This is a genomic window from Streptomyces sp. NPDC046870 (genome assembly GCF_040704595.1).
Taxonomy (GTDB): Bacteria; Actinomycetota; Actinomycetes; order Streptomycetales; family Streptomycetaceae; genus Streptomyces; species Streptomyces argyrophylli.
Window position 1 is genome coordinate 292,377 of record NZ_JBEYXM010000002.1, and the last position, 16,625, is coordinate 309,001.

15 protein-coding genes are annotated in these 16,625 nt (G+C 72.6%); 7 read left to right on the forward strand and 8 right to left on the reverse strand.

Going from position 1 to position 16,625, the window contains the following annotated elements:
* Positions 1-17 precede the first annotated feature (17 nt).
* Positions 18-1,241 carry an MFS transporter gene (locus tag AB0946_RS05780; RefSeq protein WP_366759342.1) on the forward strand — a complete coding sequence of 408 codons (1,224 nt, stop codon included), beginning with the start codon at positions 18-20 and terminating at the stop codon, positions 1,239-1,241.
* A 51-nt stretch (positions 1,242-1,292) separates the two neighbouring features.
* On the opposite strand, the gene AB0946_RS05785 is transcribed toward AB0946_RS05780, so the two are convergent.
* Complete coding sequence (locus AB0946_RS05785; protein ID WP_366759343.1) at positions 1,293-1,877, reverse strand: suppressor of fused domain protein; 585 nt, start codon at positions 1,875-1,877, stop codon at positions 1,293-1,295.
* Between the two features lie 458 nt (positions 1,878-2,335).
* Here AB0946_RS05785 and AB0946_RS05790 point away from each other — a divergent pair, with 458 nt between their 5' ends.
* Positions 2,336-3,460, forward strand: coding sequence for a magnesium and cobalt transport protein CorA (locus AB0946_RS05790; protein WP_366759344.1), 1,125 nt, complete (start codon positions 2,336-2,338; stop codon positions 3,458-3,460).
* Between the two features lie 33 nt (positions 3,461-3,493).
* The gene (locus tag AB0946_RS05795; RefSeq protein WP_366759345.1) at positions 3,494-4,009 is read left to right on the forward strand and encodes a hypothetical protein; all 516 of its coding nucleotides are present in this window, start codon (positions 3,494-3,496) and stop codon (positions 4,007-4,009) included.
* 43 nt (positions 4,010-4,052) lie between these two features.
* Here the strand turns inward: AB0946_RS05795 and AB0946_RS05800 are convergent, their stop codons facing one another.
* Positions 4,053-4,787, reverse strand: coding sequence for a hypothetical protein (locus AB0946_RS05800; RefSeq protein ID WP_366759811.1), 735 nt, complete (start codon positions 4,785-4,787; stop codon positions 4,053-4,055).
* A gap of 237 nt (positions 4,788-5,024) precedes the next feature.
* Here AB0946_RS05800 and AB0946_RS05805 point away from each other — a divergent pair, with 237 nt between their 5' ends.
* The 3 genes from AB0946_RS05805 to AB0946_RS05815 are packed head-to-tail and all read left to right on the forward strand — an operon-like array spanning position 5,025 to position 8,095.
* Positions 5,025-6,314 (forward strand): CBS domain-containing protein, encoded by a 1,290-nt coding sequence (locus AB0946_RS05805; protein ID WP_366759346.1) that lies wholly within the window; start codon positions 5,025-5,027, stop codon positions 6,312-6,314.
* Positions 6,304-6,918: a DUF1003 domain-containing protein gene (locus tag AB0946_RS05810; RefSeq protein WP_366759347.1), complete on the forward strand. Its 615-nt coding sequence runs from the start codon at positions 6,304-6,306 to the stop codon at positions 6,916-6,918. Before AB0946_RS05805 ends, AB0946_RS05810 begins: the two co-directional genes overlap by 11 nt.
* A 43-nt stretch (positions 6,919-6,961) precedes the next feature.
* A complete protein-coding gene (locus tag AB0946_RS05815) occupies positions 6,962-8,095 on the forward strand; it encodes an Mrp/NBP35 family ATP-binding protein (RefSeq protein WP_366759348.1) in 1,134 nt (377 codons plus the stop codon).
* A gap of 161 nt (positions 8,096-8,256) precedes the next feature.
* Here the strand turns inward: AB0946_RS05815 and AB0946_RS05820 are convergent, their stop codons facing one another.
* Entirely contained in the window at positions 8,257-8,661 is a 405-nt protein-coding gene (locus tag AB0946_RS05820) for a hypothetical protein (RefSeq protein WP_366759349.1), read from the reverse strand.
* Positions 8,662-8,839: 178 nt separating this feature from the next.
* On the opposite strand from AB0946_RS05820, the gene AB0946_RS05825 reads away from it, so the two are divergent.
* A complete protein-coding gene (locus AB0946_RS05825) occupies positions 8,840-11,461 on the forward strand; it encodes a DUF6185 family protein (RefSeq protein ID WP_366759350.1) in 2,622 nt (873 codons plus the stop codon).
* 44 nt (positions 11,462-11,505) lie between these two features.
* Here the strand turns inward: AB0946_RS05825 and AB0946_RS05830 are convergent, their stop codons facing one another.
* From AB0946_RS05830 to sigE, 5 genes are all read right to left on the reverse strand, one after another.
* On the reverse strand, positions 11,506-12,171 hold the full coding sequence (locus AB0946_RS05830; RefSeq protein WP_366759351.1) for a hypothetical protein: 666 nt from the start codon (positions 12,169-12,171) through the stop codon (positions 11,506-11,508).
* 250 nt (positions 12,172-12,421) lie between these two features.
* On the reverse strand, positions 12,422-12,865 hold the full coding sequence (locus tag AB0946_RS05835; RefSeq protein WP_366759352.1) for a sec-independent translocase: 444 nt from the start codon (positions 12,863-12,865) through the stop codon (positions 12,422-12,424).
* A gap of 84 nt (positions 12,866-12,949) precedes the next feature.
* Positions 12,950-14,668: a trypsin-like peptidase domain-containing protein gene (locus AB0946_RS05840; RefSeq protein WP_366759353.1), complete on the reverse strand. Its 1,719-nt coding sequence runs from the start codon at positions 14,666-14,668 to the stop codon at positions 12,950-12,952.
* 132 nt (positions 14,669-14,800) lie between these two features.
* Positions 14,801-15,832 carry a zf-HC2 domain-containing protein gene (locus AB0946_RS05845; RefSeq protein WP_366759354.1) on the reverse strand — a complete coding sequence of 344 codons (1,032 nt, stop codon included), beginning with the start codon at positions 15,830-15,832 and terminating at the stop codon, positions 14,801-14,803.
* Positions 15,829-16,545 (reverse strand): RNA polymerase sigma factor SigE, encoded by a 717-nt coding sequence (sigE, locus tag AB0946_RS05850; protein ID WP_366752065.1) that lies wholly within the window; start codon positions 16,543-16,545, stop codon positions 15,829-15,831. Before sigE ends, AB0946_RS05845 begins: the two co-directional genes overlap by 4 nt.
* Between the last annotated feature and the right edge of the window lie 80 nt (positions 16,546-16,625).

Genomic DNA, 16,625 nt, shown 5'->3' on the forward strand with positions numbered 1-16,625 from the left:
GACGATGGGAGAAGCACATGGACCCCCTCGACGCGGGAGCCGGTGGCATCCTGCGACAGCCCAAGGCGGTCTGGGCCACGGCCGGCGCCTCCGTCGTGGCCTTCATGGGCATCGGTCTCGTCGACCCGATCCTGCCGTCGATCGCGCAGGGCCTGCACGCCACCGCCAGCCAGGTGTCCCTGCTCTTCACCTCGTACTTCCTGATCACCGCCGTGGCGATGCTGCTGACCGGCTTCGTCTCCAGCCGCGTCGGCGGCCGCAAGACCCTGCTGCTCGGCCTCGCCTTCGTGGTCGTCTTCGCCGGCCTGGCCGGCACCTCCGGCTCGGTCGGCCAGCTCGTCGGGTTCCGGGCCGGCTGGGGGCTCGGCAACGCCCTCTTCGTCTCGACCGCCCTCGCGGTGATCGTCGGCGCGGCGGCCGGGGGCAGCGCGGCCGCGATCCTGCTCTACGAGTCCGCGCTCGGCCTCGGCATGGCCTGCGGCCCGCTGCTCGGCGCGGTCCTCGGCAACGTGAGCTGGCGCTACCCGTTCTTCGGCACGGCCACGCTGATGGCGATCGGCTTCCTGTGCATCACGGCGTTCCTGAAGGAGCAGCCGAAGCCGGCCCGGAAGACCTCGGTCCTCGACCCCCTCAAGGCGCTCGGCCACGGCGGCCTGGCCTCGGCGGCGGTCTCGGCCTTCTTCTACAACTACACGTTCTTCACGGTGCTGGCCTTCACGCCGTTCGTGCTGAACATGACCCCGTACCGCTCGGGCGCGGTCTTCTTCGCCTGGGGTGTGCTGCTCGCCGTCTTCTCGGTGATCGTCGCCCCGCGCATGCAGGCCCGGTTCGGCTCGCTGAAGGTGCTCGGCGGCTCGCTGGTGCTGCTCGCGGCGGACGTCCTCGTGCTCGGCTACGGCGGTCACACCGCGGCCGTCGTCTGCACGATCCTGTCCGGTGCCTTCATCGGCGTGAACAACACGGTCTACACCGAGCTGGCCCTCGGGGTGTCGGACGCGCCGCGCCCGGTGGCGAGCGCGGGCTACAACTTCGTCCGCTGGTTCGCCGCCGCGGCGGCGCCCTACTTCGCGCCGAAGATCGAGGAGTGGACCGACATCCACGTCCCGTTCGTGGTCGCGGCCGTCACGGCGGTGCTGGGCGCGCTCGTGGTCGTCGTCCGGCGCGGGGCCCTCACGCACGAGGCGGAGGAGCTGGAGCCGCGGCACGCCACCGAGGACGGGGTCGGCGTCTTCGCCAACTGACCGGATCCGGCCTTGTGTTGGTGAGATCGGTCACGCGCGGCCGGTGCCGGTTCAGTCCAGCGGAACGGATCTGCGGGCGGGGTCCCGCAGGTCCGTGCCGTGTCCGAGCCAGCGCTCCTGGAGGGCCTGGGCACCGTGCACCCGCTTCCAGGCGGCCTCGTTCGGGGTCATCGGCAGCAGCGGCAGGAACCGCACCGGGTCCATCGGGGCGTCCAGCTCCAGGTCCTCCACCAGCCCACCGGGCTCGCCCACCAGCACGGAGGTGAAGGGGGCGCCGGGCCACAGCGGCTCGCCCACGTCCAGCGAGGCGCCCGGCGTCACCACCAGCCCCTCCACCTGCGGAGTCGCGGCGAGCACGGCGAGCGGGCGGAGCACCTTGCCGGTGTCGGCGAGGCCCGCGCGCACCGACAGGACCAGTTCGGCACGTGGGCCCTTGACCGGGTCGGCGAGCATCGCCGTGGGGTCCGCCATGGGGTGCTGGGACATGCCGAGGGTGGCGTAACGGACGACGTCCCCCTCCTGGAAGCGGAGCACCTCGATGCGGTCCGTGCCGAGGAAGGTGACCGCGGCGCGCGCGTCCGGCGCGCCCAGCGCGGTGGTCAACCGGGCCTCGACCAGAGGAAGAACATCAGCCATGCGCCGAGCATAGAACTCGTCAGCAGCGGGCAAAGCGGCGCCTTGACAGTACGGGCGGCTGGTACTCTGAGCCGGTGGTTCGGGGCCAGCACGCCGAAGCGTGCCGTCGGGTCCCGACGCCGATGGGACTCCCTTACGAGGGACCGGCCGGAGGAGGTGGGGCTGTCATGGATCGAAGTCGACCGTGCAGTACCACTCGCTCTTCCGGCTGCTGATGTAGTTACCGGCTGGCCGCCGCCTTCCCTTGCGCTCCGTCGTTCGGAAGAGCACTTCGTTTCGCTTTGCCTGATCTGTCTGACCTGAATCAGTTCTGCGTCAGCAGCGAAGTCGCCACCGTGACGGTGCGGTGCTCCCCGCTTTGTGGACGTGCCAAACACACGCACTCAGGACGTCCCCATTCCGGGTAGTTCCATCCGTCGCCGCGTGCCCTCGCTGCCCGCCCGCGAAGGAGCCTGCCCATGTCGATGATCCGTGACCTGCGCGCCGCGGTCCGCCCGTCGTCCCGTGTCTCGCTGCGCAAGGACACGAGCACGTCGTACGACGCCACCCGCGTTCCCGGTTCGCCCTCGGCCGTCGTCGACTGCGCCGTCTACCGCGACGGCGCCCGTGTGCAGAGCCCGGGGCCGCTCAGCCCGCAGGAGGCCATGCGGCTGGTGCGCCGCGACGGCGGCTTCGTCTGGATCGGGCTGCACGAGCCGACCGAGGCGGAGTTCGCCGGTATCGCGAGCGAGTTCGGACTGCACCCGCTGGCCGTCGAGGACGCGGTGCAGGCCCACCAGAGGCCGAAGCTGGAGCGGTACGACGACTCGCTGTTCACCGTGTTCAAGACCATCCACTACGTCGAACACGACCGGCTCACCGCCAACAGCGAGGTCGTGGAGACCGGCGAGGTGATGTGCTTCACCGGCCGGGACTTCTTCATCACCGTCCGGCACGGCGGCCAGGGATCGCTGCGGGCCCTGCGGCACCGCCTCCAGGACGACCCGGAGCTGCTCGCCAAGGGCCCCTCGGCCGTGCTGCACGCCATCGCCGACCACGTCGTGGACGGCTACATCGCGGTCGCCGACGCCGTCCAGGACGACATCGACGAGGTGGAGACCGAGGTGTTCTCACCCGGCCGCCGGGGCGGGGTCTCGCGCGGTGTGGACTCCGCGCGGATCTACCAACTCAAGCGCGAGGTGCTGGAGTTCAAGCGGGCGGTGGCGCCGCTGCTGCGGCCGATGCAGCTGCTGAGCGAGCGGCCGATGCGGCTGATCGACCCGGACATCCAGAAGTACTTCCGGGACGTCGCCGACCACCTCGCCCGGGTCCAGGAGCAGGTGCTGGGCTTCGACGAACTGCTGAACTCCATCCTCCAGGCCAACCTCGCGCAGGCCTCCGTCGCGCAGAACGAGGACATGCGCAAGATCACCGCGTGGGCGGCCATCATCGCCGTGCCGACGATGGTCTGCGGGGTGTACGGCATGAACTTCCAGTACATGCCCGAGCTGCACTGGAGGTACGGCTACCCGGTGATCATGGGCATCACGGCCGCGCTGTGTGTGGGCATCCACCGCACGCTGAAGCGCAACGGCTGGCTGTGAGCGGGCCGGTACGGCCTGGTTAGGCTGGGGCGCATGACAAGCGAGCTGCTCGACCGGGCCCTCATCGAGGAGGCCGCGAAGAAGTCCGGCCTGATCTGGGTCAGGGGCGCCGGGGCTCCGGCCGCGCGGGCGCTGTGGCACGTGTGGCACGAGGGCGCGGTGTGCGTGGTCGGTGACGGGCCGGGCGAGCAGCCGCTGGAGGGGCTCGCCGACGGGGGCTCCGCCGAGGTGAGCGTGCGCAGCAAGGACAAGGGCGGCCGGCTGGTGACGTTCACGGCGGCCGTGTCCGAGCTCGCGTCCGGTTCGCCGGAGTGGGAGGCGGCCGTCGCCGAGCTGAAGGGCAAGCGGCTGAACGCCCCCGACGGCGAGCGGATGCCGGCCCGCTGGGCCCGCGAGTGCCGGGTGCTCCGCCTGGCGCCGACCGGGCCGGTGGCCCCGCTGCCGGACGGCAACCTGGCGCAGCGCCCGGTCACGACGCCGGCGACCACCCGCGGACCGGTGCCGGCAGGCCTGCCGAAACTGTTGCTCAGACGCCGCAAGGGCAAGTGACCGGCGGCCCCCGCGGCAACCGTCCTACGGCCCCACCGCTCCCCTACGACGCCGGCAGCTGCCTGCCGTAGTCCACGGTCTCCGACCTGGCCGGTTCCTCGACGCTGAAGTTCCTGCCCCAGTCGGAGAAGCGGAGCGTCCCCGCGTCGCCGGCGCGGACCAGGCGCAGCGGGTAGGGCGTGCCCTCGAGGGACACGTCCAGCGTGCCGCCGGCGCCCTTGTCGCCGGTGATGCGGATCGTGCGGGTACCCGTCCCGTCGGTGTGGTGGCCGTCCGTCGCCAACGTGCCGTGCAGCGTGAGGAGACCGTCGAGGAGGACGTCCTTGTCCGTGAAACCGCTGAACTTCTTGTACGAGGGATCCCCCTGCGGCACCTTCACGTACTTGCCGTCCAGCTTGCCCGCGGCGCCGTCGCTGCCGTCGGCGTGGTTCCAGAAGTCCGCGTCGGCCTTGAGGTACAGCTCCCCGCCGATCCGCAGCAGCTTGAAGGTCGCCCCCTGCGAGGTCACCGAGCCGGTCCCGCCGGCGTCCTTGAGCCGCATGTCCAGCCGGTACGTACGGCCGCTGGTCACCACGGTCCCGGCCAGCCGCACGGCCGACGCCGACTCCGCCGCCGCCCGCGTCTTCGCCTGGATCCTGTCGGCGGGCAGCTTGCCCACCCCGTTGGTGCCCGCGTCCGGGTCGTCGCCGCCGCACCCCGACAGCACCATCGCTCCCGCCACCGCCAGGGCGCAGGTCGCGGTCAGCAGCGCGGTCCGGCGGGCACGGCCCCGGGGCATCGCAGTCACGGGTGGGATCGCCTTTCTGACGGTTCCTGAGCGGCGTACCGCAGCGTACCGGTGCCCCGCCCGCCCGGCGGAGCCAGTCCGTCCGGACCCCCCACCAGGGCGTATCCGAGCGGTACGGGCTAGCCTGAAGCGCACCCGCGCGGGCAAATCCGAGCAAATTCCACCCACAGCAGTCCTCAGCGACTCCCAGGCAATTCCCAGCGACTCCCAGGCAAAGGAAGCAGAGCCATGGCAGCCGGCGCCCCCCGGATCTTCGTCTCGCACCTCGCCGGGGTCCCCGTCTTCGATCCGACCGGCGACCAGGTGGGTCGCGTCCGCGATCTGGTCGTCATGCTGCGCGTCGGGCGACGGCCCCCGCGCGTCCTCGGGCTGGTCGTCGAGCTGTCCACCCGGCGCCGTATCTTCCTGCCCATGACCCGGGTCACCGGCATCGAGTCCGGCCAGGTCATCACCACCGGCGTGGTCAACGTCCGCCGGTTCGAGCAGCGGCCCACCGAGCGGCTGGTCTTCGGCGAACTGCTGGACCGGCGCGTGACGCTGGTGGAGACCGGCGAGGAGGTCACCGTCCTCGACGTGTCCGTGCAGCAGCTGCCCGCCCGCCGGGACTGGGAGGTCGACCGCGTCTTCCTGCGCAAGGGCAGGAAGGGCGGCGCCTTCCGCCGGGCGAAGGGGGAGACGCTGACCGCCGAGTGGTCGGCCGTCACCGGGTTCTCGCTGGAGGAGCACGGACAGGGCGCCGAGAGCCTGCTCGCCACCTTCGAGCAGCTGCGCCCCGCCGACCTCGCCAACGTCCTGCACCACCTCTCCGCGAAGCGGCGGGCCGAGGTCGCCGCCGCCCTGGACGACGACCGGCTCGCCGACGTGCTGGAGGAGCTGCCGGAGGACGACCAGATCGAGATCCTCGGCAAGCTCAAGGAGGAGCGCGCGGCGGACGTGCTGGAGGCCATGGACCCGGACGACGCGGCCGACCTGCTCGCCGAACTGCCCGAGGCGGACAAGGAGCGGCTGCTGAGCCTGATGCAGCCCGCCGACGCGGCCGACATGCGACGCCTGATGTCGTACGAGGAGCACACGGCCGGCGGTCTGATGACGACGGAGCCGATCGTGCTGCGGCCCGACGCGACCGTCGCCGACGCGCTCGCCCGGGTCCGCAACCCGGACCTGTCCCCCGCCCTCGCCGCCCAGGTCTACGTCTGCCGCCCGCCCGACGAGACCCCGACCGGCAAGTACCTGGGCACCGTCCACTTCCAGCGGCTGCTGCGCGACCCGCCGTACACCCTGGTCAGCTCGCTCGTGGACGACGATCTGCAGCCGCTGTCCCCGGACGCGGCCCTGCCGGTCATCGCCGGGTTCTTCGCCACGTACGACATGGTGGCGGCGCCCGTGGTGGACGAGTCCGGGTCGCTGCTCGGCGCGGTGACCGTGGACGACGTACTGGACCACATGCTGCCCGACGACTGGCGGGAGACCGAGTTCCACCTCGAGCAGGGAGAGGAGGCGCCCACGCATGGCTCCTGAGCGCGAGACCGCGACCCGCGAGCGTCATCCGGCGGGCGCCACGGCCGCCGGGCGGCCCCGGACCACCCGGCTGGACCAGCCGCGCACGCCACGCCGCCGGATCCTGCCCGAGTGGGACCCGGAGGCCTTCGGCCGGCTGTCGGAGAAGATCGCCCGCTTCCTGGGCACCGGACGCTTCATCGTCTGGATGACCGTCGTCATCATCGTGTGGGTGGTGTGGAACGTCGCCGCCCCCCGCCACCTGCGCTTCGACGAGTACCCGTTCATCTTCCTGACCCTGATGCTGTCCCTCCAGGCGTCCTACGCGGCCCCGCTGATCCTGCTCGCGCAGAACAGGCAGGACGACCGGGACCGGGTCAACCTGGAGCAGGACCGCAAGCAGAACGAGCGGTCCATCGCCGACACCGAGTACCTGACCCGGGAGGTCGCCGCCCTGCGCACGGGCCTGGGCGAGGTGGCCACCCGCGACTGGATCCGCTCGGAGCTCCAGGACCTGGTCAAGGAGCTGGAGGAGCGCCGCCGCCACGACGGGCACCCAGGTCACGTCGTATTCCCGGCGGAACGGGCGGAACGGCCGCCGGGACGTGACACAGACGACCGCTGAGGGGCATCCCGGACGCCCCCCGGTGCGCCGTACCATCGTCCTTATGGCTACGGAAGACGCGGTGCGCGAGGCACTGGCGACGGTGAACGACCCCGAGATCAACCGCCCGATCACCGAACTCGGGATGGTCAAATCGGTGGAGATCGGCGCGGACGGAGCGGTCGCGGTCACCGTGTACCTGACGGTGTCCGGCTGCCCGATGCGCGACACCATCACGCAGCGCGTCACCGAGGCGGTCTCCCGGGTCGAGGGCGTCACCCGCGTCGACGTCACCCTGGACGTGATGAGCGACGAGCAGCGCAAGGAGCTGGCGACGGCCCTGCGCGGCGGCCAGGCCGAGCGCGAGGTCCCCTTCGCCAAGCCGGGCAGCCTCACCCGGGTCTACGCGGTCGCGTCCGGCAAGGGCGGCGTCGGCAAGTCCTCGGTGACGGTGAACCTGGCGGCGGCGATGGCGGCCGACGGCCTGAAGGTCGGCGTCGTGGACGCCGACATCTACGGCCACAGCGTGCCGCGCATGCTGGGCGCCGACGGCCGGCCCACCCAGGTCGAGAACATGATCATGCCGCCGTCCGCGAACGGCGTGAAGGTCATCTCCATCGGCATGTTCACCCCGGGCAACGCCCCGGTCGTCTGGCGCGGCCCGATGCTGCACCGCGCCCTGCAGCAGTTCCTGGCGGACGTCTACTGGGGCGACCTGGACGTCCTGCTGCTGGACCTGCCGCCCGGCACCGGTGACATCGCGATCTCCGTCGCCCAGCTGGTCCCGAACGCCGAGATCCTGGTCGTGACGACCCCGCAGCAGGCGGCGGCCGAGGTGGCCGAGCGGGCCGGTTCCATCGCCGTGCAGACCCACCAGAAGATCGTCGGCGTGGTCGAGAACATGTCCGGCCTGCCCTGCCCGCACTGCGGCGAGATGGTCGACGTCTTCGGCACGGGCGGCGGCCAGCTGGTCGCCGACGGCCTCACCCGCACCACGGGCGCGTCCGTTCCCGTCCTCGGCAGCATCCCGATCGACGTCCGCCTCCGCGAGGGCGGCGACGAGGGCAAGCCGGTCGTCCTGACCGACCCGGACTCCCCGGCGGGCTCCGCGCTGCGCGCGATCGCCGGCAAGCTGGGCGGACGGCAGCGGGGCCTGGCGGGGCTGGCGCTGGGGATCACGCCGAAGAACAAGTTCTAGGGCCTCTCGTTTGGATCACGCCGGGCCCGCGGGCCCTGGCACCGCGCCCTGATCCGGCCTGATCCGAACGAAGGACCCTGGGTCTGCCACGCCGAAGGGGCGTCGTCCGCACGGACGGCGCCCCTTCGCCGTGCCCGGCGCCCTGGGCGTACCCGGCGTCCTCAACGGCCGTCGTGGTCGTTCGCGCGCCCGGGGCAGAGGTCGAGCGTGGTGCACAGCATGATCTCCTGGAAGGAGCCGCCCGCGGACCCGGCGTCGCCCGGCTCCTGGCCGGCATGCGGCACGAACCGCCACTGCGACGCTTTGGCGTGCCGTGTCCCGTCCGCGTTCTCGACGTGGGCGTGCAGTGTGCGGGCCACGGGGTCGTTCGTCTCCACCAGCACTTCACCGGCGCGGAGCGGGAAGTGGTCGTGCAGCAGGCAGAGGCCGAACCGGTCCAGATTCCCGTGCTTGGCCAGCACCGCCACCAGATCCTCGACGAACTCGGCGTCCTGGGGCCCCAGTCCTTCTGCCTCCTCGAACCGGGGAAGCGGAGTGCGCGGGACGCCCGTTTCGGTGTCGGTCATGGGTCCTCCGTCAATCGACTGACGGTCACCGGGCTTCCATTGTCGGACGCCCGACCAGCCCCCGCAAATGCCACCGGCACGCCCAAGCAGGTGGGCGACGGCACTGCGCCGTGTGTCCGAGCATGACATGTACAACGCTTTGTCTACATTCGCCGGGACAGGGAGAGGTGGCGGCCCTATGGCGATGACTCGGTGGTGGCGACTGCTGCTGCCACTCCTGGTGCTGGTGGCCTGGGCCGGGGGGTGCGGTCCGGCCCAGGCACGGCAGCGCGATGCCGGTACCGACTGCATGTCGGACGGCCTCGGCGGAAGCACCGTCAGCGCCACCCTGCGGCTGGAGCAGCACAAGCGCTCGGCCCCCCGGCTCACGTCCGACATGACGGTACGGGTGCCCCGACAGTGGCCGCACGCCAGGCATCTGACGTTCGGTGAGAAGTCCCCGCAGTACCGCCAGGCGATGCGGTGCCTGCTGCTCGGGGACGAGGCCCCCGGGGACCGGAGCGAATGGCGCCCCCACCACCCGGTGGTGACCGCCACCGACGCCGCGGTCACGGTGCACTACGTCGCCTACAACTGGATCACCTCGGAGAATCCCGTCCTCGTGGGGCCATGGCAGGTCATCCCCACGGGGAGGACCTGGATGATCTACCTGTGGCCGCCGACGCTCCAGACCGTCCGGTGGGAGCGGATCGAGGTCGATCTGGACGGCCTCAACTTCAACGACCTCGTGGAACACGCGTCGTTGTCCACCGGGAACCATCTGGTGTGGAAGAACAAGCTGCCCGAAGAGGTCCAGGTGGAGGTCGATCCGCCCTGGCAGCGCCTGCTGCCGATGAAGCTCGGCCAGTCGCTCTGGGCCACCGCGGGCATCGCCTCGTGGTGGGTGTGCGCCTCGATCCTGATCGCCGTGGCCGCTCTGCGCGCCGAGCCCGCCGAGGGAGCGACCGGGCCCGGAGCGGCACGGCGGCCGGTACCGGACGAGGAGGCCCAGCGGTCCACGGCACACGCCTCGGACACGGGCTCCGGACAGGACGTCAGTTTCACGCGCACACTGCTGGAATGGGCCGGTCTGAGCGCGGGGGTCGCTCTGGCACTGCTCCTGTTCGTCCCGCAGGACCGCTTCTCCCCCCGGTCGCACGCCCTACTGTGCATCCCCGCGGGCGTGGCGCTGGTCTTCGCCGCCCGCCCGTGGAGCCCGGGCGCGGCACGGACCCCGGCCGGCGCCGGACCGCAGGCGCCGGCCCGGACGGCGGACAGCCGGCGTCGTCAGGCACGCGCCGTCATGACGACCACGGGTGCGGTGGCGGCCACCGGCCTGCTGGTGATCCTGGCCCACGACGTCTTCGGACTGCCCGCGGGTCTGGGGGCGAGGACGACGACCGCCTTCGGCCGCTCCGGGCTCGCCCTGCTGGGACTGGTGACCGTGTGGTTGTGGCTGGCGGCGATGGCCGCCTGGGCCTGGCGCTTCGTGCGCGAAGGAGGACTGCTCCGCGGGCGACGCTGGACCAGGTGCTGGGACGACGACCCGGTCCGGTGCGTGGCCGTGGTCGGAAGCCTGCTGGCCGCCGTCGCCGTCACCCTCTTCGTGTGCGCCTGGTGGGTGAACGAACGACGGTGGAAACGCGTCAACTGGCTCGTCGAGCAACCCGACCCTGCTGCTCACAACGCGGCCCTGAGCCAGATGTTCGCGAACTTCTTCTACACCGACCTGAGATGGCTCTTCGCCTACAGCTGGGTGCTGACGGGAATCGCCCTGCTGGCTCTGCTGCGCTTCCGCAGCGGAGCGTCCGGGGCACCCGGCCGCCAGGGACTGGAGCGGTTCCCGCTGGGGCCGAGCAAGCCGGATCTCCTGCTGACCGTCTCGCTGTTCGCCTTCTTCGTCGGCGTCCGGGCCGCGAGGTTCGCGGGCGCCGGCGCGCTGTACGGCCTGTGGCTGGGACTGAACATCCTCGCCCTGTACGCCCTTCTCGCCCTCGGGCGGCGGTGGTCCGTGCTGAGCCGGATGGGAGAGCGCTTCCGCAGGGTGCGGCTGAGCGGCGAGCGGGACAGGAGCGAACTGCTGGAGAAGGCCCGGCAGTACCGCAACGCGAACCACCAGATGCACCTGCTGGACCAGGGGCACGCCGGCCAGGTGACCTGCGAGCAGCTCGAAGAGAAACTGAACCGGCTGCACCAGTGGGTGGTCACCGCCTACGAAGGCGACGACCCACCGGAGCAGATCTCGGTGCTGGACATCGCGCTGGCCTGGGGACCGGAAGGACACTGGTGGTCCAACGCGGTCCGCGCGGCGCGTCTGGCGTTCTGGTTCGGGACGCCCGCCACCGCGCTGCTCGTCTACTACGAGGCACAGGACTCCTACGCGCGCCAGCAGGCCCTGCACTCCCCGATCGGCCTTCCGGAGTTCGCCGCGGACCTGGTCCTCTACCAGCTGGGGTGGGCCGTCGCCGGCTTCACGCTGGGGGCGCTGTGGCGTCTGCTGCCCGGACACCGCAGCCAGGGGCGCGCCTGGCTCCTCACGGCCGCCTACGGCTTTCCGGCGGTGCTGGCCGCCGCGCTCATCCACCTCATGGACACGGACCCGCGCCAGCTCCTGCTGTACGCCGCGCTCCTCCTCGTCATCCTGACGCTCACCAGCGTCTGGATGGACCTGGCGACGTTCCAGAGGGAGCGCAAGTACTGGCCCAGCGGTTTCGCCCTGCTGCTCTCCATCCACCAGCTACGCGGCCTGTCCGTGGGGGTCACCTGGATCCTGGCCCAGCTCGTGGCCATCGTGACGATCTTCAAGAGCCTGACCCGCTGAACGCACGGACCGGCCCGGGCGGCGGCACGCCCGGGCCCGGCCCGTCAGGCGTAGGCCGCGATGTCCTTGATCACCGAGAAGCCGAGGCCGTACGCGCTCATCCCCCGGCCGTACGCGCCCAGGTGGACCCCCGCCTCCGTGGTGCCGGCCAGTACCCAGCCGTACTCGGACTCCCGGTAGTGGAACGAGGCGGACACCCCGTCGACGGGCAGGGAGAGCCGGGACCACTCCGGGCCCTGGAGGTCGTCGGCCAGGGCCCACGCCGTCTCCGTCTGCTGGTCCAGCCAGTCGTCCCGCAGACTGTGGTCCATCTGCCCGGGCCAGGTGAACGACAGCAGCCCCACCCCGGCCAGCCACGCCGCCGAGGACACCGATGTGGCCTCCAGCAGCCCCGTGCCGTCGGCGCTCCGCCGGGACGGCTGGGCGGCGACGGTGACCACGACCGCGAACTTCTCCCGGGGCTCACCGGCGGAGCCGGTCTCGCCCCGCACCGAGGGCTCGTCGCCGTGCCCGATCGAGCCGTGCTCGACGGCGCCGTCGGCGGCCGTGCCGACCTGCATCAGCCAGCGCGGCCCCGTGAACGCCTCGTCGAGCCCGTACCACGGGAAGGGCGCCCGCAGGTAGCCGTCGACCGTACGCCGGCCGGAGGGGAGTTGCTGTCCGCCCTCCGCGGCCGGCACCTGCGCGCCCACCCGACTCGTCGTCTCCATCTGCCCGGACGCCTCCTCGCTCTCGTCGGACCGCGGTGGCCCGCCCCCCATTCGGGCGTACGCGCACGGTCCGCACAACAACTCGGCAGCATATCCACACCGCCGAAGACAGCAGGGCAGGCGCTGGGCGGTGGGTCGCGCGTACGGCCTGTTCAGGGTCGTGAACGACGGGCGTGCGCTATGAAACGCGTCACGTGCGCGGCGTGCGGACGTGCGCGTGTCGGCGGGCGGGAGCCCAGGTGGGACGCGTCTACGTGGCGTCCGCGTCGAAGGGCGGGCGCTCGTCGTCCCCGGGCGTCTCGGGCTTCTTGGTCATGTCCACGCGCCCACCGGAGGACGACGAGGAGGACGAGGGCGAGGCGGACGAACCGTCGCGGCCGTGGACCGCGTCCGTGACCTCCGCCATCTCCTTCTTCAGGTCGAAGCCGTTGCGGATCTCCTTGAGCCCCAGCTCGTCGTTGTCCAGGTGCTTGCGGATGAACGTCTTGGGGTTCAGATCCTCGAACTCGAAGTCCTTGAACTCGGGACCCAGTTCCGCTCGGATGTCGTGCTTGGCGCTCTCCGAGAACTCGCGGATCTTCCGGATCGTGCGCATCACGTCCTGGATGACCTTCGGGAGCTTGTCCGGACCGAAGACGAGCACGGCGAGCACGATGATCGTCACCAGCTCCAGTGGTCCTATGTCATTGAACACCTGACGCTCCTTGCGATGTCCTCGGTCGCTCAACGGTACCCGGCGTTCCTGTCCGACCGGTACCGTCCCGAGGTGAGACTTCTGTCAGTTCTGCTCCGACGCGCCCAGCACGAGTGACACCTCCCGCTCGGTGCCGTCACGCTCGACCGTCAGCCGCAGCCGGTCCCCCGGCCGGTGGGCACGGATCTTGACGATCAGCTCCTCACCGGTGTGGACGCGCTCACCGCCGACCCCGGTGATGACGTCGCCCGCCTTGAGCCCGGCCCGCTCGCCGGGACCGCCCCGGGTGACGGCGGGACCGCCGTTCGCGCTCTTGCTGCCGACACGGGCGCCGTCGCCGGTGTAGCCCATGTCGAGGGTGACGCCGATCACCGGGTGCGTGGCGCGGCCGTGGTCGATCAGTTCCTCGGCGACACGCTTGGCCTGGTTGACGGGTATGGCGAAGCCGAGGCCGATGGACCCGGCCTGGCCGCCCTCGGCCTCGGAACCGCTGCCGGCGGAGCGGATGGCGGAGTTGATGCCGATGACCTGGGCCCGGGAGTCGAGCAGCGGACCGCCGGAGTTGCCGGGGTTGATGGGGGCGTCGGTCTGCAGCGCGTCGACGTACGACACATCGCTGCCGTCGCTCTTCTCCCCGCCGGCGGTGATCGGCCGCTCCTTGGCGCTGATGATGCCCGAGGTGACCGTGTTGGCGAGGTCGAAGGGGGCGCCGATGGCGACGACCGGGTCGCCGACCTGGACGCCGTCGGAGTTGCCGAGGGGCAGCGGGGTGAGCCCGTGGACGCCGTGCACCTGGACCACGGCGAGGTCGTAGCCGCTGTCCCGGCCGACGACCCTGGCCTTGACGGTGTCGCCGCTGCTGAACGTCACGGATATCTCGCCGCCCGTCCCGGCGGGCTCGACCACGTGGTTGTTGGTGAGGATGTGCCCCTCGGCGTCGAGCACGAAGCCGGTGCCGGTGCCCGCCTCGTCGGCCCCTCGGACGTGCAGCGTGACCACGCTGGGCAGGGCGCGGGCCGCGATCCCGGCCACGCTGTCCGGCGCCCGGCCGGCCGGCACGCTCCCGGCCTGCGGCAGCCGTACGCCGCCGCCCAGCCCCTCGCGCTGGACATAGGCGCCGGCGACTCCGCCGACGCCCGCGGAGAACAGGGCGACGACCAGGGTCCACGCGAACAGGAGGCGCCGCGCGCTCCTCTTGCGCCGCTGCTCCGTCGGCACGGCCTCGCCGGTCTGCTGGAGCGGCCCCCGGGCCAGCGCCTGCTCCTTGGCGGAACCGGCGGCCCAGGGGTCGTACCGGCTCCAGGGGTCGGTCCCCTGGGGGGCGGGGCCAGGAGGGGCCGGGGCGACGGGCGCCGGTGCGTGGGCGGCCGGGGCCGGTGCGGGGCCGGTCAGGTGCGGCGCGGGCGCGGCGGGCGGTGGAGCCGTGGGCGCGGACACGGCCGTTCCGTGCGCCGGGGTCGCCGCCGGATGCTGCACCGGCGGTGCGGGCGCCCAGGGGCCGGGCTGGCCGTACGGCGGGGTGCCGTAGGGGTCGGGGTCGTGCAGCGGCCTGGGCCGCTCGGCGGGGGCCGGCCCGCTTCCTGCGCCGGGACCGCCCCCGATGGCGCCCTCCGTGCCGGTGCCGTGGGGCTCCCCTCCGTCCGCGCCCGCCGGCGGCCGTGCCGGCCTGGCCAGTTCGAAGTCGCCGTCGGACCCGGTGGCTTCCGGTACGGCATCCCCGGGCGCCCCGGTCCGGTCGGCCGGTGCCGGCCCCGCCGCTCCCTCCGGTCCGTTCACCGGCGGGACACGGTTCCCCTCGTTCATGCTCTCCCCACGGCTGGGCCGCGACCGCGCGCTGCCGCGGCCATGCAACGTCGTCCACCACCCCCGGGTCATCGCCGCGGGAGCGGTCTCACAGGATTCAACCAGGTTCGCGGGCCGGGGCGCAGTGGCCGGTCAGGGCGACTGGTGGGGCACGGCGGGAGCGGGGGCGGAGGGAGCGGGGGTGGTGTCGGGGACGGGGGCGGACAGCAGCCCGGAGCCGGTGACTCCGGGGGCGGTGGACCAGTCGGCGAGCGGCAGGGCCACGGTCTCGTCGAGTTTGCGTATCAGCGGGGAGACGGCCGCCACACCGGCCAGCATCGGCGCGGTGACGGGGCGGACCGGCTCCGTCCGGTCCTGTCCCGCGGCCGGGGCCGGCCCGCCGGGGAGCAGCGGCGCGGACAGGGTGGCCGGGGCCGGCGCGAGCAGGGTGCCGGCCTGGCCGAGCAGCGGCCCGACCTGGCGCCGGCGCTGGCTGTCCGGTGTGGCCGCGCCTCCGCCCGCGCCGGTGCCGGCCGGGCGGGCCGGGGTCACGTTGCTGCCGGTACCGGTGCCGCCGCGGGCGTCCGTGGTCAGGTCGCCGGGGAGGGAGGTGGTCACGCCGCCCAGAGCGACCGCGGCCAGCGACACCGCGCCGGCGGCGGCGAACGCGAACCGCAGTCCGCGCCAGGCGGAGCGGCCGTCGTCGGTGCGGCCGACGGGGTGGATGCGGAAGCCGCGGTCCTCGGGCGCGGCGACCCGGTCCGCGCGGGCCGGGAGGAAGCCGGGGGCGCGGGCGGGGACGTAGCCGAACGGGAGGCGCTCGCCGCGGCTCACTCCGAACGGCCCGGGGCCGTCGGGCGGTCCGGCCGTGGGGCCGTCGCCGAGGAGTCCGCCCCCGGGTGACGGCGTGCCGCCGCCGTCCGGGTCACCTCCCCCGGGAAGGCCCTGGAGGCGGGCCAGGAAGCTCGCCGAGGGCGGGGGCGGGGCCGCCTCCGCGAACACGTTCTTCAGCGCGCGCTGGGCGTCCGCCTCCGCCTTGCACCGGGCGCAGGTCGCCAGGTGCGCGAGGACGCGCTCACGCGTCTCATGACCGAGCTCTCCGTCCACGAGGGCGGAGAGCCGGTCTCCCAGGTGCTGCTCTGCGAGGCGCGCCTCCTCGACAGGTTTCGGCCGAGATCCACTCACGCGGTCGCGCCCCCTCCCCCCAGAGCGGGGACACGGGGGGTCAGGAACGAGCGCCGCTCGGCCGCGCGGGCCTCCGGTGAGCGGTGCGCGAGGGCCTTGCGGAGCTGGGAGCGGCCGCGGTGGATGCGGGAGCGGACCGTGCCGAGCTTCACGCCGAGGGTCGCGGCGATCTCCTCGTACGACAGGCCCTCGATGTCGCACAGGACGACGGCGGCGCGGAACTCGGGCGCGAGGGTGTCGAGGGCCTGCTGGACGTCGGCGTCGAAGTGGGCGTCGTTGAAGAGCTGCTGCGGGGTGGGCTCCCGGCTGGCCAGGCGGTCCGCCGCGTCCTCGCCGAGGGCGTCGAAGCGGATGCGCTGCTTGCGCCGGACCATGTCCAGGAAGAGGTTGGTGGTGATGCGGTGCAGCCAGCCCTCGAAGGTGCCCGGCGAGTAGGTCGACAGGGAGCGGAAGACACGGACGAAGACCTCCTGGGTGAGGTCCTCGGCGTCGTGCTGGTTGCCCGTCAGGCGGTAGGCGAGCCGGTAGACCCGGCCGCTGTGTGTGCTGACGATCTCCTCCCACGCGGGCGGAGTCCACGCCTGAGCGTCCGCGTCGGTGGCGAAGGTCGCGGTCTGGGTCTCGCCCGTGGCGAGGCCGGCGGCGTGGCTGTCGGCAGCGGTGTCGGTCACGGATTTCGGCCTGCCCGCCGACCCGAGGAAGCGCCGCAGCACTCCACCCCGATCCCCGGGCGCGGCCGCACCTCCCCTGTCGGCTCTGGTGGTGTCCAGTGGAGCCCCTACCATAGCCACCT

Excerpts from the sequence above, each read along its gene's own strand:
- AB0946_RS05780 (WP_366759342.1), top strand. The coding sequence starts at position 18 with ATGGACCCCCTCGACGCGGGAGCCGGTGGCATCCTGCGACAGCCCAAG.
- AB0946_RS05785 (WP_366759343.1), bottom strand. The coding sequence starts at position 1,877 with ATGGCTGATGTTCTTCCTCTGGTCGAGGCCCGGTTGACCACCGCGCTG.
- AB0946_RS05790 (WP_366759344.1), top strand. The coding sequence starts at position 2,336 with ATGTCGATGATCCGTGACCTGCGCGCCGCGGTCCGCCCGTCGTCCCGT.
- AB0946_RS05795 (WP_366759345.1), top strand. The coding sequence starts at position 3,494 with ATGACAAGCGAGCTGCTCGACCGGGCCCTCATCGAGGAGGCCGCGAAG.
- AB0946_RS05800 (WP_366759811.1), bottom strand. The coding sequence starts at position 4,787 with ATGCCCCGGGGCCGTGCCCGCCGGACCGCGCTGCTGACCGCGACCTGC.
- AB0946_RS05805 (WP_366759346.1), top strand. The coding sequence starts at position 5,025 with ATGGCAGCCGGCGCCCCCCGGATCTTCGTCTCGCACCTCGCCGGGGTC.
- AB0946_RS05810 (WP_366759347.1), top strand. The coding sequence starts at position 6,304 with ATGGCTCCTGAGCGCGAGACCGCGACCCGCGAGCGTCATCCGGCGGGC.
- AB0946_RS05815 (WP_366759348.1), top strand. The coding sequence starts at position 6,962 with ATGGCTACGGAAGACGCGGTGCGCGAGGCACTGGCGACGGTGAACGAC.
- AB0946_RS05820 (WP_366759349.1), bottom strand. The coding sequence starts at position 8,661 with ATGACCGACACCGAAACGGGCGTCCCGCGCACTCCGCTTCCCCGGTTC.
- AB0946_RS05825 (WP_366759350.1), top strand. The coding sequence starts at position 8,840 with ATGGCGATGACTCGGTGGTGGCGACTGCTGCTGCCACTCCTGGTGCTG.
- AB0946_RS05830 (WP_366759351.1), bottom strand. The coding sequence starts at position 12,171 with ATGGAGACGACGAGTCGGGTGGGCGCGCAGGTGCCGGCCGCGGAGGGC.
- AB0946_RS05840 (WP_366759353.1), bottom strand. The coding sequence starts at position 14,668 with ATGAACGAGGGGAACCGTGTCCCGCCGGTGAACGGACCGGAGGGAGCG.